The sequence below is a fragment of the Kribbella koreensis genome, from assembly GCF_039525325.1.
Taxonomy (GTDB): Bacteria; Actinomycetota; Actinomycetes; order Propionibacteriales; family Kribbellaceae; genus Kribbella; species Kribbella koreensis.
On the sequence record NZ_BAAAHK010000011.1, the window covers coordinates 155,903 to 170,914 of the forward strand.

The 15,012-nt window shown below is 67.1% G+C and carries 13 protein-coding genes; 8 read left to right on the forward strand and 5 right to left on the reverse strand.

The features are described 5' to 3' along the window. The 7 genes from ABD116_RS22705 (at position 1) to ABD116_RS22735 (ending at position 6,778) form a co-directional block, all read left to right on the forward strand. Positions 1 to 735: a hypothetical protein gene (locus ABD116_RS22705; RefSeq protein WP_343973615.1), complete on the forward strand. Its 735-nt coding sequence runs from the start codon at positions 1 to 3 to the stop codon at positions 733 to 735. A 36-nt stretch (positions 736 to 771) separates the two neighbouring features. Further along, on the forward strand, positions 772 to 1,617 hold the full coding sequence (locus ABD116_RS22710) for an ROK family protein (RefSeq protein WP_343973618.1): 846 nt from the start codon (positions 772 to 774) through the stop codon (positions 1,615 to 1,617). Positions 1,618 to 1,643: 26 nt separating this feature from the next. Next, a complete protein-coding gene (locus ABD116_RS22715; RefSeq protein WP_343973621.1) occupies positions 1,644 to 2,333 on the forward strand; it encodes a pentapeptide repeat-containing protein in 690 nt (229 codons plus the stop codon). An 84-nt stretch (positions 2,334 to 2,417) separates the two neighbouring features. After that, complete coding sequence (locus ABD116_RS22720; RefSeq protein WP_343973623.1) at positions 2,418 to 3,734, forward strand: MFS transporter; 1,317 nt, start codon at positions 2,418 to 2,420, stop codon at positions 3,732 to 3,734. Positions 3,735 to 3,738: 4 nt separating this feature from the next. Next, entirely contained in the window at positions 3,739 to 4,401 is a 663-nt protein-coding gene (locus ABD116_RS22725) for a response regulator transcription factor (RefSeq protein WP_343973626.1), read from the forward strand. After that, a complete protein-coding gene (locus ABD116_RS22730; protein WP_343973629.1) occupies positions 4,398 to 5,762 on the forward strand; it encodes a sensor histidine kinase in 1,365 nt (454 codons plus the stop codon). The genes ABD116_RS22725 and ABD116_RS22730 overlap by 4 nt, the downstream gene beginning before the upstream one ends. Further along, the gene (locus ABD116_RS22735) at positions 5,759 to 6,778 is read left to right on the forward strand and encodes a TAXI family TRAP transporter solute-binding subunit (RefSeq protein ID WP_343973632.1); all 1,020 of its coding nucleotides are present in this window, start codon (positions 5,759 to 5,761) and stop codon (positions 6,776 to 6,778) included. The genes ABD116_RS22730 and ABD116_RS22735 overlap by 4 nt, the downstream gene beginning before the upstream one ends. On the opposite strand, the gene ABD116_RS22740 is transcribed toward ABD116_RS22735, so the two are convergent. Both ABD116_RS22740 and ABD116_RS22745 read right to left on the reverse strand, forming a co-directional pair. Further along, positions 6,779 to 10,312 carry a discoidin domain-containing protein gene (locus tag ABD116_RS22740; protein ID WP_343973635.1) on the reverse strand — a complete coding sequence of 1,178 codons (3,534 nt, stop codon included), beginning with the start codon at positions 10,310 to 10,312 and terminating at the stop codon, positions 6,779 to 6,781. A 63-nt stretch (positions 10,313 to 10,375) separates the two neighbouring features. Then, positions 10,376 to 11,110 carry a TetR/AcrR family transcriptional regulator gene (locus tag ABD116_RS22745; protein WP_343973638.1) on the reverse strand — a complete coding sequence of 245 codons (735 nt, stop codon included), beginning with the start codon at positions 11,108 to 11,110 and terminating at the stop codon, positions 10,376 to 10,378. Between the two features lie 57 nt (positions 11,111 to 11,167). On the opposite strand from ABD116_RS22745, the gene ABD116_RS22750 reads away from it, so the two are divergent. Further along, complete coding sequence (locus ABD116_RS22750; protein WP_343973641.1) at positions 11,168 to 11,968, forward strand: alpha/beta fold hydrolase; 801 nt, start codon at positions 11,168 to 11,170, stop codon at positions 11,966 to 11,968. On the opposite strand, the gene ABD116_RS22755 is transcribed toward ABD116_RS22750, so the two are convergent. From ABD116_RS22755 to ABD116_RS22765, 3 genes are all read right to left on the reverse strand, one after another. Beyond that, positions 11,958 to 12,980: a metallophosphoesterase gene (locus tag ABD116_RS22755; RefSeq protein ID WP_343973644.1), complete on the reverse strand. Its 1,023-nt coding sequence runs from the start codon at positions 12,978 to 12,980 to the stop codon at positions 11,958 to 11,960. The genes ABD116_RS22750 and ABD116_RS22755 overlap by 11 nt on opposite strands. A gap of 107 nt (positions 12,981 to 13,087) precedes the next feature. After that, positions 13,088 to 14,074 carry a LuxR C-terminal-related transcriptional regulator gene (locus ABD116_RS22760; protein ID WP_343973647.1) on the reverse strand — a complete coding sequence of 329 codons (987 nt, stop codon included), beginning with the start codon at positions 14,072 to 14,074 and terminating at the stop codon, positions 13,088 to 13,090. A gap of 129 nt (positions 14,075 to 14,203) precedes the next feature. Further along, positions 14,204 to 14,614 carry a hypothetical protein gene (locus ABD116_RS22765; protein ID WP_343973650.1) on the reverse strand — a complete coding sequence of 137 codons (411 nt, stop codon included), beginning with the start codon at positions 14,612 to 14,614 and terminating at the stop codon, positions 14,204 to 14,206. Between the last annotated feature and the right edge of the window lie 398 nt (positions 14,615 to 15,012).

The following is a 15,012-nucleotide window of genomic DNA, read 5'->3' on the forward strand; positions in this document are numbered from 1 at the left end:
ATGACTCGCCAGCTCAAGGAACTGATGGACGAGGCGACCGACCGGCCGGCCTTCACCCCCGATGTCGACCGGCTGGTCGCCACCGGGCGCCGGCAGGTCCGCAAACGGCGACTGCTCACCTCGATCGCGACAGCAGCCGCCGTCGCCCTGCTCGCAGGCGGAATCACCGTCGCCCTGACCACCACCAACCAGTCAGCCCCCGCGCCCGCGGTGAACGGACCCAAGCCGGTCGCCCCGGTCAGCTTCTGCGAGACCGACAAAGTGGCTGCCCCTCGTCCGCCCAGCAGCACTGACCCCACCAGATGGTCAGAGGTGGTCCTCGTGACGGACGACGCCGACGGCACCACCTCGGTCCGGTTGTCGCCGGCCACCGGCCAGATCGCCTATTGCACCACCTGGCTCGGCATCGAGGGAAGCACCCGGAAGCCCCGGCCGACCGGCTACTGGACCATCCCGCTCGGACGGATCAACATGGTGCACAAGTTCGAGGCCACGGGCTGTGGCAGCGCCGCACGCAAGGACTGCGACGGCATCTCCATCGGCTTCGCCGGCCGGCTGCCGAAGCGGGTCACCCGGGTCACCCTGGTGGGGAACGGCCAGACCGTGGACGCCGTCCTGAGCAACGGCTTCTATGTCGGCCGCTACTTCGCACCACGATCGAGCGGTCAGTACGTCCCGATCATGGTCAAGATGTACGTTGCCTCCGGCAAGCTGCTCGTCCAGGCGACGGGCTGAGCGAGTCCCGCTGCTTCATCAGGGATGATAGGCGGTATGAGTTCGGGTGTGCCGGTCCTGGAGGTCGGCGGAAGTCACGTGACGGCGGCGGTGGTTTCGCCTGCTACCGATGGAGTGGAGGGGCTGTACCGCGCGGGGCTGGATTCGAAGGCTTCGGCGGAATCCATCATCGGGGAGCTGTGCGCGGCGGCGAAGCAGTTGCCGTTGGCAAAGGGGCTGGCGGTGGCGCTGCCCGGGCCGTTCGACTTCGCGGCCGGCGTTGCCTGGTACAGGCTGGACAAGTTCGCCGCGCTCTACGGGCACGACCTCGGCCGGAGTCTGCGGGAGCGGCTCGGGCTCGACCGGGTCGTCTTCCTGAACGACGCCGAGGCCTTCACGGTCGGCGAGTGGTCGGTGGGCGAGTTGCGTGGGCTCGACCGATGCGTCGGGATCACGATCGGCACCGGGATCGGCTCGGCCTTCCTCGACGACGGGCGCGCGGTCCGTACCGGCGACTCGGTCCCACCGGGCGGCGAGCTCTACAAGACCTCGTACGACGGCCGCCCGATCGAGGACTGGATCTCCGCCCGGGCCATCCTCCGCCGGTACGCCGAAAAGCTCAGCGACCCACTGCCGCCGGCAACCGGGGTCAAGGAGATCGCCGAAGCCGCCCGAGCCGGCGATGCCGTCGCCAAGAGCGCACTGGTGGAGTCGTTCCAGGTGCTCTCCGATGCGCTCGTCCCCTGGCTCGAGCGCTTCGAGGCGACCCGCGTCGTGCTCGGTGGCTCTATCGCCGGCGCCTTCGACGTCGTCGCCGAGGTGTTCCCGTTCCCGGTGAGCGCGACCGCCGACGCCGAGCACTCCGCCCTGATCGGGGCCGCGGAGCACTACCTCAGAAACTGACGGAGCCTGCCGCTACGGTGGCCGGCATGCCTCCCCGCAAAGCCACCACGAAGCTCGCCGCCCCTCGCCTCCGGGCGCAGCTCGACGAGCGGACGCTGACCGCGGGCGAGGTGGACGACGAGGACCGCCTCACCGATCTGGCCCTCACCGACCAGGACCTCGGCGGCCTGCTCGCGGAGCACGTCGAGCTCAGCGGCTGCCGGCTCACCAGGGTCAATCTCGGCGGCTCGGACCTCGACAAGCTGATCCTGGTCGACCTCGAGCTCGACCACTGCGACCTCGCCAACGCCCGCTGGGCCGACGCATCCGGCACCCGGCTGGCGATCACCTCATCGCGGCTGACCGGGTTCGCCGGGTCCGGAATGAGCCTCCAGCACGTCACTGTGCGGGACTCTGTGCTGGACTTCAGCTCGTTCCGGTTCGCGAAGTTCCAGCGGGTCGAGTTCACCGACTGCCGCCTGCAGAGCGCCGACTTCGTCTCGGCCGACCTGACCGGCACGGTCTTCCGCCACTGCGACCTGACGTCGGTCGAGTTCTCCCAGGTGACCGCCACCGGCGCCGTCTTCATCGACTGCACCTGGGACGGCACCCGCGGCATCGGCAGCCTGTCCGGCGCCACGATCGCCAACTCCTCCCCGATCGACACCCTCGCCGTGACCGTCGCGATGGCCACCGCCCTGGGCATCACGCTGGGCGACCCGGAGGAGCTCTCTTAAGGCGAGTTAAGGATGCGCGAGGTGACCTTGCCGCCACGGTCCGTCGCTCGGACAGTTGCGGGCACAAGGACACCTGGAGGCATCGTGCAAACACCAAGCAGTTCACAACGGGTCGTCAGCAACATCTTCAAAGGCTCGATGGGCAACCTGGTCGAGTGGTACGACTGGTACGTCTACACCGCCTTCGCGATCTACTTCGCACCCGTCTTCTTCCCCTCCGGCAGTCAGACCAGCCAGCTGCTCAACACCGCGGGCGTCTTCGCGGTCGGCTTCCTGATGCGCCCGGTCGGCAGCTTCCTGCTCGGCCGGTACGCCGACCGGCACGGCCGGCGAGCCGCCCTGACCCTGTCCGTGACTCTGATGGCCACCGGCTCCCTGGTCATCGCGTGTACGCCGGGTCACACGACCATCGGCATCGCCGCACCCGTGTTGCTGGTGACAGCACGGTTGCTGCAGGGCCTGTCGGTCGGTGGCGAGTACGGCACCTCCGCGACGTACATGTCCGAGGTGGCGTCCGAGGGTCGGCGTGGATTCTTCTCCAGCTTCCAGTACGTCACCCTGGCGGCGGGTCAGTTGGTGGCGCTCGCAGTACAGATCCTGCTGCAGCAGACGCTGTCCAAGAGTGACTTGGCGTCATGGGGGTGGCGGATTCCTTTTGTGATCGGGGCCGTTGCCGCGGTCATCGTGTTCTGGTTGCGGCGGTCGATGGACGAGTCGGCCGAGTTCGAGGCACAGCCGGCGTCGCGGCGGTTCCGGCAGGGCTCGCTGGCCGAGCTGGCCAAGCACCCGCGCGCGGTCCTCACGGTGGTCGGCCTCACGCTGGGCGGCACGGTGGCGTTCTATACCTTCACGACGTACCTGCAGAAGTTCATGGTCAACACGACCGGCATCCAGAAGACGACGGTCACCTGGATCAACTTCTTCGCGCTGCTGCTCTTTGTCGGGCTGCAGCCGCTCGGCGGGATGCTGTCCGACCGGATCGGCCGGCGGCCGTTGCTGATCTTCTTCGGCGTCGGTACCACCGTGCTGACCGTCCCGCTGCTGACGGCGCTGGAGGACGCGACCCCGCTGCGCGCGTTCCTGCTGATGCTCGCGGGGCTCGTCGTGGTCACCGGGTACACGTCGATCAACGCGATCGTGAAGGCGGAGTTGTTCCCGACCAGCATCCGGGCGCTCGGGGTCGGGATGCCGTACGGCGTGACGGTGGCGGTGTTCGGTGGGACCGCGGAGTACGTGGCGCTGTGGCTCAAGAACGCGGGTCACGAGTCGGCCTTCTACTACTACGTCTCCGGGTGCGCGGCAGTCAGCCTGATCGTCTACCTGACCATGTCGGAGACGCGCGGGAAGTCGCTGAGCAGCGCTCGTCCGGTACACCGTGAGCGGACCACAACGGCACAATGACGCAATGCGCACTCTCATCGCGGAGGACGACAAGCTGGTCGGCCGGGCCCTGCGGGACGTCCTGAGCGCCAACGGACACACCGTCACGCTGGTCGACTGCGGTGCAGACGTACTGCTCCGGCACGCCGAGGCCCAGGTCATCCTGCTCGACCTGGGCCTGCCGGACATGGACGGCCTGGAGGTACTGCGCAAGCTCCGCCGGGTCGACGACGTGGTGGTGATCGTGCTGACCGCCCGGGACGATGAGCGTTCGGTGGTACTCGCACTGCGGCTCGGCGCGGACGACTACCTGACCAAGCCGGTGCGACTGGCCGAGCTGCTGGCACGGATCGAGGCGTCGGTACGCCGGTCGCGGCGGGCTGAACTCGACGACAACGGTTACGAGTCGGGCGGGCTGCGGATCGACTTCGGGTTGCGGCAGGTGGTTGTGGATGGCGTGGTGCTGCATTTGACGCCGTTGGAGTTCGACCTGCTCGCAGTACTGGCTCGGCGGGCCGGTACGGCGGTGAGCCGGGAGGTGATCCAGGACGAGATCTGGGGCGACGCGTTCCTGACCAAGTCGAAGGCGCTCGACGTCCATCTTCACCAGTTGCGGATGAAGCTCGGCAAGCCGGTCATCACCACCATCCGCGGCTTCGGGTATCGACTGGAACCCCTCGACGCATGAGAGCCCGGCTGATGAGCGTGCTCGCGGTCGTCTCCTTTGTGCTGCTGGCGGCTCTGGTACTGCCTTTCCTCTTCGCCGTCTCCGATGCGCAAACCCAACGGCTACAACTGACCCGGAGCGCCGCGCTGGACCGCTTCGCCGGTCTGGCCGATCGCGCCGACTACAGCTCGGTCCGGATCGAGGCCGAGCGACACCAGGAGCTGTACGGCGAATCGGTACTCGTCATCGATGCCTCCGGCAACGTCGTCGTCGCCACCGGCGGCCTCACCCAGTCATCACCCGGCGTCGCCGCGGTCGCCGACCTGGCCGCGCGCGACCTCCCGCAACTGAGCATCAACGCCCTCCGCCCGTGGAGCTCTGCCCACCCGCTGATCGCCACACCGGTCGGCTCACCCCACGAGCCAGAGGGCGCGGTGGTACTCGAGGTCGACGCCTCACGGGCGGTCGGATCGGTACGCCGACTGTGGCTGGTCATCTGCTTGGCAGCCTTTGCTGCCGCCCTACTACTGCTCTTCATGGCATCCCGTGCCGCCCGCTGGGTGATCCGCCCCGTCAAACAACTCGAAGACGCCGTAGTCGAACTAGGCCGCTCAGCCACCTGGAACCAATCCCTGGAAGCCAGCGGCCCACCCGAACTACGCCGCCTAGCCCAAGCCGTAGAGGTCATGGGAGCCACCGTCCAGCATTCAATCGACGTCCAACGCCAAATGGTCGCCGACTCCTCCCACCAACTCCGCAACCCCCTGGCCTCCATCCGCCTCCGCATAGACGGCCTGGCCCCCGAACTCCGCGACCCCAACAGCCCCGCCTTCTTACACCTCCAGGACGACCTGGAACGCCTCGAAGACGTCCTCAGCGACCTCCTGAAACTAGCCGCCCTAGAAAGCCGGGTAACCGACCGCCTCCCTCTCTCCCCCGAGCAATCCCTCTTGGAAGCCGTACTAACCGAGGAACTGGAAATCTGGCGCCCCGCCGCCACCTCCGCGGGCGTAACCCTCACCCTGCAAGCCGAACCCGGCTTAGTCGCCGCCGCATCCGAACACGACCTACGCCAATTAGTAGGCGCCCTACTGGACAACGCCATCAAGTACGCAGGCAAGTCAGCAACCGTCGCCCTGACAGCTACCCGGGCACCCGACGGCCTACAGATCCAAGTCTCCGACGACGGCCCGGGCCTTCCAACCGAGCAGCTACCGCTGGCCACCCAACGCTTCTGGCGCGGCGGTGTCTCCACCCTGGGCACCGGCCTCGGCCTGGCAATCGCCGAACAAACCGCACTGGCTGTGGGCGGAGAGCTCACCCTGTCCCACACCGAGCCCCACGGCCTGACCGCCACCATCCACTTGCCGGAGGCAACATGACCCTCCTCGGCAACACCCCCACCCCCGACTCCCCGACCACCCAGCCCAGCCCCACCACCTCCCCAACCACCGGCACCACCCCTCCAGCACCGCAGTCGAGGCTTGCCCGGCGCACCGCTCTTGCGGCCCTGGCAGCCGCGACCGCAGCGTTTGCTGTGGCCGCTTGTAGCAAAGGTGAGGGTGGGAGCGATCGGCTCACCATCGCAGCGGGTGAGCCGGGTGGGTTCTACTTGGAGTTTGCTCAACTGTTGGCGGCTCAGCTCAACCTGGCCGGGGTTGCCAAGGAGGTCGTGGTGCTGCCGACGCTTGGCAGCAAGGACAATCTGCGGTTGCTGCAGGACCGCAAGACGGATCTCGCATTGAGTCTGGCGGACGCGGTCTCGCCCAACCCGCAAGTGAAAGCGCTGGGGCGCGTCTACGAGAACTATCTGCAATGCGTGGTGCGCGCGGACAGTACGTACAAGACGCTTGCCGACCTAGCAGGTACCAGGATCTCCGCAGGTGCCGCCGGGTCCGGCGCAGCGTTGACGGCTGCCCGCATCCTCACCACCGTCGGCGTCGACTGCACCGTCGACCATCTGTTGCTGGAGCAAGCGACCAAGTCGCTGGAGTCCCGAGGGATCGCCGCGATGTTCTGGTCAGGCGGCGTACCGACCTCCACCCTCGACAAGCTCAGCCAGCGCGTCCCCCTCCGGCTGATCCCGCTCGACGGCCCACTACCCGCACTCCGGCGTACCTACGGCCCCGTCTACCAAGACGTGCGAGTACCGGCCGGCGTCTACCGCGGCACGGCACCGGTGAAGGTCGCCGGCATCCCCAACCTCCTCCTCTGCCGCCCCGACCTCCCAGTAGCCACCGCGCGCCGCGTCGTAGAGACCCTCGTCCGGCGCGCCAGCAACCTGGTGCCACCGTCGGCCGTCGGGGCGCAGTTCCTCAACCTGCAATCGCTGGTCGTCAGCGCCCCGATCGACCTCCACACCGGCGCCATACAGCAGTACCGCCGGATGTACGGATGACTAGCTGTTGTACGGCTCCACCAAGAGCTTCAGGCTGGCAGTCGTGTCAGCCGTGACAGTCACCGTCCGGGACTCACCCGGTAACAACCAGAAGTAGTTGTCGGAGTACAGCGCCGGCAACATCCGCTCGTTGTTGCGATCCCGCAGCGAGAGCCGGGTCAGCGCAGCCACCGACGTACCGGTGTTGCGAATGGTGGCGGTGAGTTTCCCCTTGCCGGCGGTGCTGTTGACGCTCAACTTGGCCTTCGCCAAAGCATTGACCGCCTGTACGTCGGCCGCCTCGCGATAACGCCAGTAGGTGTTCTCCGACAACACCTTCCCCTGAGCATCGGTCAGCTTGAGCCGCAGCAAATGCAGAGCCGGCAAATCCGCCGAGTTGGGCACCGTGAACGAGTCGGCCTTCGCGGACGCGCCAACGCTCACCGCCTGCTGTTGCGTCGGCTTGAGCTTCACACCCTTCAGGTCATACAGATCCGCAGTAACGGTTGCCGCCAGCACCTTCGCAGTGTGGTTGATAGCAACGATCTTCCAGTCGGTCTGATTGGCCTGGACGTGAATCGCCTCGCACCCCTTGCGAGCCCCGTAGTAGCTCCCATTCACATCGAGGTCGTAGTCGTACGTCTGCCAGACCGTGCTGTGCCACGCCGGATGCGACATCCACAGCAGCAGCGCCGACGCGTCCTCCCACAGATTCGCGTTCCACGCCTCGAACATCGCCCGCATGTTCTCGTAGTTCACGAACTGCGCCTTGCGAGTGAACTCCGCCAGCCCACTCGACGACCCGAGCCGGTCATCGATCGCGCCCAGGTACGTCTCCGGATGCTGGTTGCCGTTCGTCGACCAGTCGTGGTGATACCACGGCGTACCGATCGGCCACCCCGGTTCGCCCTTGCCGACCAGGTTCTGCATCGACTCGATCACCGGGATCGTCGGCATCCCGATCTCGGTGTGGAAGCCGAAGTTGACCGTGTCGTAGGTGAACTTGTCGAAGTACTTGGCCGGATCGACCCAGTAGTACGGACCATGGCCGGAGACGAACCCCGCCGCCGAGTCCGGCAGGTAGAGGATCTCGCCGTCCTCCTCGGCCGCCGCGTCGATCAGCCCCTGGTTGATGCCGCCGGGCGGGTGCTGTTCGTTGGCGCCGCACCAGATCACGATGCTGGGATGCGTCCGGTAGCGGACGATCGTGTCGCGGGCGATCTCGACGTACCCGGGCAGGTTGTCGGAGAACTCGCCGGCCTCCCAGAAGTCGTTCCAGACCAGGATGCCGTTCTCGTCGCAGGCCTGGTAGAACTCCTCGCGGGTGCTCGAGCCGATCCAGTTGCGGATCATGGTGAAGTTCATGTCCCGGTGCATGCCGATCAGCGCGCGCATCTTCGCCGGCGAGACACGACGGAGCAGTTCGTCGTACCCCCAGTTGCCGCCGCGGCAGAAGACCTGGACTCCGTTGACGCTGATCTTCAGCGGGACCGGCGCGTTGCTGACCTCCTTGACGTCGGTCCAGTCCTGGCCGTTGTCGGACACCTGGACCACGAAGGTCAGCGCGTACGCCGTCTCCCACAGCAACTCGACCTGGTCGAAGGCCTTCGCCTCGCCGAGGTCGATCTGGACCCACTCGTCGTCGTTGTACTGCGACGACCAGCGGCTGCGGTCGTTGCCGTCGTTCACGTTCGTGGCCGGGCTGCCGTCGTCGGACGAGGCGGTCGCCGTGCCGGCGCGAGCCAGGTCCGTTGCCGCATTGGCCGAGTCCTTGATCGCCAACGTCCAGAGGGAGAAGCCCCAGCCGGTGGCGCGACGGCGGCCCTGGATGCGCAGGTACCGCTTGGTCTGCTTCGCGAACTGAACCGTCTGGGCCGCGCTGTTGGTCGCGGGGTCGATCTTGATCGGCAGGTCGTAGCTGTAGCCGAACTCGCGGATGCCGAAGGTCGTCGTCCGGCTGTCGCTGACCTTGCCACCGATCGCGGCGCTGAAGGTCAGGGTGTGCAGGTCGGGCGCGCCGTAGCCGTTCGGCCACCAGAGCTTGGGATTCGTGACGGTGACCGCGTCGAAGGCGACGTTGCTCTGCTCTCCACCTTTGAGGGTGACGGTCTTGGTCAGCGTGTTGCCGTCGAAGACCGCCTTCACCGTCACGGTCCGGTCGGCGGTCGCCGCGTTGCGGACCGGGATGGTGACCGCGACGGTCGCCCTGCTCGTGTCGGGCACCTTGCTGACGACGCGTGCGTCGCCGAGCACCGCGTCGCCGGTCGAGCGCAGGCGGACGTGGTTCCAGATCCCGGCCGCGCGGTCCCGTACTGCGGGCATCCAGTCCCACCCGGACGCCGAGAGCAACGTCGGCGAGTCCTGCCAGAGCTTGCCCGACTGGACGAAGGCGTCACCCTTGTCGCCCTTGTCACCCGGCGACCCGGGGTGCGGCATCGGCGTGATCTTCACCGCGAGCGCATTCTTCGCCTTCAACGCTTGGGTGATCTCGAACGAAGCCCTGGCGAACGGCGACTTCAAAGTCCCGACCTGTACGCCGTTGAGCCACGCGTCCGCCTGGTGATTGACCCCGTCGAACTCCAGCCAGATCCGGCGACCCGTGCTGACGTCGAGGCCCTTGGGGAGGTCGAAGGCGCGTCGGTACCACCAGGCGTGGCGGCTGAGCGCCTCGGGGATCTCCAGGTTGTTCATGCCCTCGGCGGGCTCGGGGAAGTGGCCCTGCTCGACCAGGGTCGCGAGGACCGTGCCGGGGACGACCGCTGGTAGCCAGGTCGAGGTGTCCTGGGTGGGGCTGGAGAGGGCGGCGCCATCCGTAGTACCGGCGAAGTCGTCCATGGTGAGGGTCCAGCCGTCTTCGACCGGGACTGTGCCGTCGGCTGCCTTGACCAGAGCGGGCGCGGTCCCGTGGTGGGTGCCCCAGGAGGTCCAGCCGGTTGCCGCGGGGCGGGAGCCCTGGGCCGTGCCGTAGACCTGGAAGCCGTTGAGGCCGAGCGGATTGCCGTTGGCCTGCTTGGTGCCGGTCAGGCGGACGTACCGGGCACTGGTTGCGGTGTCGAGGGTGATGTCGACTACTCCGCCGGGGCTGTTGGTCGCCTGGTGGACCGTGCGCCAGGAACTGCCGTCGGTCGATACGTCGATGCGGAAGTTGGTGGGCGAGCTGGAGAGGATCTCCTGGCCCTGGGTCTGGCCGTAGGGGTTGCCGCCGGACAGGTCGAAGGTAGGGTCACCAGCCTTGCCTTCGAACGTCAGCGTGAGCGCCTCGACGCGGCATTTGGCCTGCAGGTCGACCGTGATCCACTGCGGATCAGTGGTCGCGGCACGCCAGCCGGAGCCCCGTACGCCCGTCTGCGCGAGGTTGTCGACGGCGAACTGGGGCGGGGTGGCGGCGTACGCGGTGGAGGATGCGGTGACCGGGCGGTAGAGCGCGAGGTCGGTCCTGGTAGCAGCCTGGGCAGCGAAGGCCTCGGTGGGGAGGGCCGAACTCAGGGTGATGCCGGCGAGCACTCCGCCGGTCGATGCGAGGAAGGTCCGGCGGGACAGCGGATCGGACGGCACGTTGTGACTCCCAGGGCGGTGTGGGGTTTTATTTCGTAATTAACGCAGATCCGGGGACTTACTTCAATCCCTCAATTTATCCATGCCGGCGATCAGGAGGTCGATGGCCCTGGTGAATGCCTGATCGGCTGCCGTCACCCAGGGCTGCGCGCCGTACTCGCGTTGCCTCGTGGCGATCGCCGCCGATTCCGGGAAGCGCTCGGCGAAATCCGGCGCGGCCTCGGCGAGCGCCTTGCCTGCGGCAGCCCACCACTCGGCGTCGGCCTTCGCGATCGCCGCCCGGGCGTCGGCGGCCTGCCTGGCCGCGCCCTTGACGATGCTGAACAGCGCGCTGGTCGCCGCCTGCCGATCCTCGAACGCCAGCTCCGCGGTCGCCAGAATCTTCAGCAAAGACTCGAGCGCCTGCTGCTCATGCGGACCGAGCACTGGTCGCGCCGACTGGATCTCGAGCAGCCATGGATGCTGCAGATAGAGGTCGCGAAGCTTGCCGCTCCACCGCGCGACGGCCTTCCGCCAATCGCCGCCGGCGCGGACCTCGCCCAGCTCCGCATGGACGCTGTCGTACATCAGATCGATCAGCACATCGCGGCTGACGACATAGGTGTAGAGCGACATCGCGGTCCGGCCTAGTTCGTTGCCGACGGCCCGCATCGTGACCGCCTCAAGCCCGTCCGCGTCGGCGATCCCGACCGCGGAGGCGACGATCTCCTCGACACTCGCAGCCTGCTTCGGCCCGCGCCGAGGGCTCGCGACCTGGCCCCACAGCACCGCGATCGCCCGCGCCGGATCAGTCCGCATTTTACTCCTTACGACGTAAAGTGTTACGGTAACGGCTTACAGCGTAAGGAGTTTAACGTGATCGACTTCGAAGTCCACGGCACCGGGCCGAATCTCTTGCTACCGGTCAATCCTGCCCCACCGGCCGAAGGTCCGGAGGCCGATCAGATGCGCGCCTGGGGCGCCGATCCGGGGCTCGGCCACAGCTTGGTCGAGGGATTCAGCAAGCGGTTCCGGGTGATCGCCTTCGACTACGAGGGCTTCCTCCAAGCACATCCGAAGCCGACGACACTCACGCCTTCGGTCCTGGTCGACGACTTCCTGGCGGTCGCCGATGCCGCCGACGCTCCATCCTTCGCCTACTACGGCTACAGCTGGCTCGGCATGGCCGGCTTACAACTCGCCATCCGCACCAACCGCCTGACCGCCTTGGCAATGGGCGGCTACCCACCCCTCGACGGCCCGTACGAAACAATGCTCGCCGTCACGACCGCGACCCACGCCGAGGCCGGCCAACCGGTCACGGGCGCCGTCATCGAGCCCGGCGACTGGGACAGTACGGAAGTTCCCCTGACCAAGGAACAGACCCAGCAATTCGTCACGCTCTACCAAGCCCTACAGGGTTTCGACGACCACGCGGTCACGTTGACCATCCCGCGGCTCTGCGTCGCCGGCAGCGCAGACAACATCCAGTACGGCGAACGCTGGGGCAACACCCTCGTCAGCATCGGCACGCCGGTGCTTGAGAACCGGGCCGAGCTGGAGCGACTCGGCTGGACAGTGGAGGTGCTGGATGGCCTGGACCATATGCAAGCGATGCAGGCCGCCCAGATCTTGCCGGTGGTCGAGCCCTGGCTGGCAGACCAGCTCAGGAAGTGAACGGCACCCTGGTCCAGCTCAGGACGTCGCGGTTCTTCGGGTCGATCGTCACCCGCAGGTAGTTGTTCACCGCGGTCGAGCCGTCGATCGTCACCCGCGTCAGGTTGCTCACCGGCTTCGTGACGCCGTACAGGGTGAGCCACTTCGACCCGGCCGCCAACGGCTGGTCGGCGTTGTACTGGTGGCTGTCGCCATTGAACAGGTACACCGGACCGCGGAAGGCAGCCGACTCCTGGGCGATCGCCTGCACGACCGGCTGGAATGCGTACCAGTCCGCGTACGCCGGGGCGGTCACGGTCGGGTCGAACATGTCGGCCTGGGTCAGCAGGACCACTGCCCGGTTGTGCTCCTCGCGCGCCCGCGCGAAGGTGTCACGGATCTCCTGGATGACGCCGGCGGTCCGGCCGAGCACCTCGGCGGTCTGCTCCGGCGTCGGCGCCGTTCTCCCGGTCCACGGCGCCAGGCTGTTGTTGCTTCCGACGACGTGCACCGCCGCGAACGCCACGTCGGCCCGGGTGAACGTCACGTCTTCGGGAAGGCCTTGCCCGGCCTGGCTAGTCACCTTCGCCGGGTGCTCACCCAGCGTCCGGCCCGGCGTCGGGAAGAACACCGACCGGATCTTCGCCAGCCGCTCGAGCGGGTTGTACGCGCCGTTGTTGACCCGGTGGCAGTCGGTCCACTCGTTGTCACCGACGGTGTAGACGAGCGGATCGGAGAACTTGTCGAACTGCGTCTTCACCTGCCCGAAGTACTCGTCGGTGCATTGCGACGAGCCGTCCTTGATGTCCCCGAGATGGCTGACCAGCCTCACCTGGGGGTCGGCGTTGATCTGCTGGACCACCTTGGGGAACGCCGCGATCTGCGCCGCCCCGTAGGGGATGTCGCCGATGACGGCGAAGGTGTACGGCTTGTCCTCATGACTCGCGCTGGTGGCGGTGGCGGACGGAAGACCGACCGTCGCGGCGATCAGCGCGACGGATCCGGTGATGAAGGACGCACGGCGAAGTCTCACGAGTTGCTCCAAGTTCAGCGGGGATACCCGCCCACTTTTCGTTCCCTCGATGAACTCCACTTCACGGCCGCATGAATATCGCCGCCTGAGTGCCGGCTGAGAGCAGGTCAGCGGGCGAGGTACTTGCGGACGTCGTCGGCGACCTGGGCGCGGTGGACCATGCCGTACTTCTTGAGGATCGCGCTGAGGTGGGTCTTCACCGTGTTGAGGCTGATGCCGAGTTCGGCGGCGAGCTGGTCGTTGTCGAAGCCGTCGACGAGAAGGACCGCAACGCCTTGCTGGGCCTTGGTCAGGGTGGCGTAGCGGCGTTCGGGGCCCTGGTCGGTGTCGAGCATCATCTCCATCAGCTCCGACTGGATCTGCTCGGTCGCGCGAACCAGCCGGCTGAGGTGTCCTTGGACGGCTGGACCCGACCCTTCGGGCTCGGCCATCGCCTCGACGGCGATCGCCCGAAGCGACGCGATCTGATGGCCGAGGTACTCCATCACCCGATCGGAGGTCAACAGGTTCTGCCCTTCGTCGCCGGCCGGCAACCGGCGGAGCGCCTCGGCGTCCTCACCCTCCCGGGTCAGCACCCGCGCCACGAATCCGCTCAACCACTCGAACGCGCGGACCGCGTTGTCGTCATAGCTGTTCGGCTCGTAGCTGTGCATCGACAACATGCCGAACAACCGGTCGGTGCCGCCCTCGCCGGCCCGGAAGATCGGTACCGTGACGGCATCCGCGGACAGCCGGCTCAGATCGCCGAACTGGACCCCCGTGTGCAGGACGGCACCGTTGTCATAGGCGAACCGGTAGGTCTGCCGGTGCTTCAGCAGCCACGCGGTCTGACCGTTGGGCCCGAAGTTGTGCGTATCCGGATCGAGGTAGGTGCCGGAGTCGTAGCCATAAGGGAACCGGACCCGGTTCGTGCCGTGCAGGAACCCCACGTAGAAGGTGTCCACCCGGGCGATCTTGGCGCAGACCGCCCGCACATAGTCGTACAGACCGTAGTGATCGCCCCGGTAGAGCGATTGGATCTTGTGGTACGCCTCGCGCAGGATGATCGCCGTCTCGGCGTCCACCCGCAGCGGAGCAGGCTTGTCGGAATTCACCGGCCGCCGTCCCCCTAGCTAGTCCTTCCTTGCAAGCAGGACTATGCCGCCGTCACGCTCGGTTGCCAAGGGCTCGGCCGGGAACAGGGCAGATGCCAATAGCTGCAAGTGACGACGACGCCAGGTGGATCAGCTCAGTGTGTCGACCAGGTCGCGCACGCTCGCGACGGTCTTCTCCCCTCGCCCTGAGGCCAGCTTGGTCAACGCCGCGACCAGTTCGGCGTCACACTGCGCGACCTTCACCATCCCGTCGGCAGCGACTACTTTGAGTTCGCCATGGCCCAGCGCCCGGCTCCGGTGAATCGGCCGCACCGCGCCCGCCCGCAGGTCGAACACCAGACCGCCCCGCCGGCGCTCGACCTCCGCCCGCACCTGCCCGACCGCTCCACGCTCGCCGACGACGAGTACCGAAGCCATCACCGGCTGGATCCCACGAAACGGCGGCACCTCAGCCGTTTGCACCCCGACCCGCTCGGCCGTCTCCCGGATCGCCTGCAGATCGACGGGATCGATCACCACCACTTCCCGAACGGCCTCCACCGTTTCTCCTTCTCAGCCAAGACCGTTGGCGTGAACGCGGGGGTGGCGACCAGTGTGACCAGTCAGATGCGGACCGCCCGATGTACCGCCCCCAGTACACCCGGCGATCGATCGTTTGGAGTTCACCACCTGGTTGAACTCAACCGACCCTTACGACACATCCCCAACCTGGAGCCCTGCGCTCCCCGGCCACACCGTCCACCACCACCCACGCCCACGGTTCCGAGACCCGCTCGAGCGCTCAGACCACCCGTCCCCAGTGCCCCCACCGGAACAAGCAACCACTGAACGACCGAACCATCGGCCTCCTCCATCCCCCTGACGCAAAGACTGTCACTCTCCGCACTCCCCGCCCATCCCCCACCGAATGAGCCTTCAACCACCGAGCCCTCACCCCA

Coding starts and splice junctions, on each gene's coding strand:
- ABD116_RS22710 (WP_343973618.1), top strand. CDS start 772: ATGAGTTCGGGTGTGCCGGTCCTGGAGGTCGGCGGAAGTCACGTGACG.
- ABD116_RS22715 (WP_343973621.1), top strand. CDS start 1,644: ATGCCTCCCCGCAAAGCCACCACGAAGCTCGCCGCCCCTCGCCTCCGG.
- ABD116_RS22730 (WP_343973629.1), top strand. CDS start 4,398: ATGAGAGCCCGGCTGATGAGCGTGCTCGCGGTCGTCTCCTTTGTGCTG.
- ABD116_RS22745 (WP_343973638.1), bottom strand. CDS start 11,110: ATGCGGACTGATCCGGCGCGGGCGATCGCGGTGCTGTGGGGCCAGGTC.
- ABD116_RS22735 (WP_343973632.1), top strand. CDS start 5,759: ATGACCCTCCTCGGCAACACCCCCACCCCCGACTCCCCGACCACCCAG.
- ABD116_RS22705 (WP_343973615.1), top strand. CDS start 1: ATGACTCGCCAGCTCAAGGAACTGATGGACGAGGCGACCGACCGGCCG.
- ABD116_RS22725 (WP_343973626.1), top strand. CDS start 3,739: ATGCGCACTCTCATCGCGGAGGACGACAAGCTGGTCGGCCGGGCCCTG.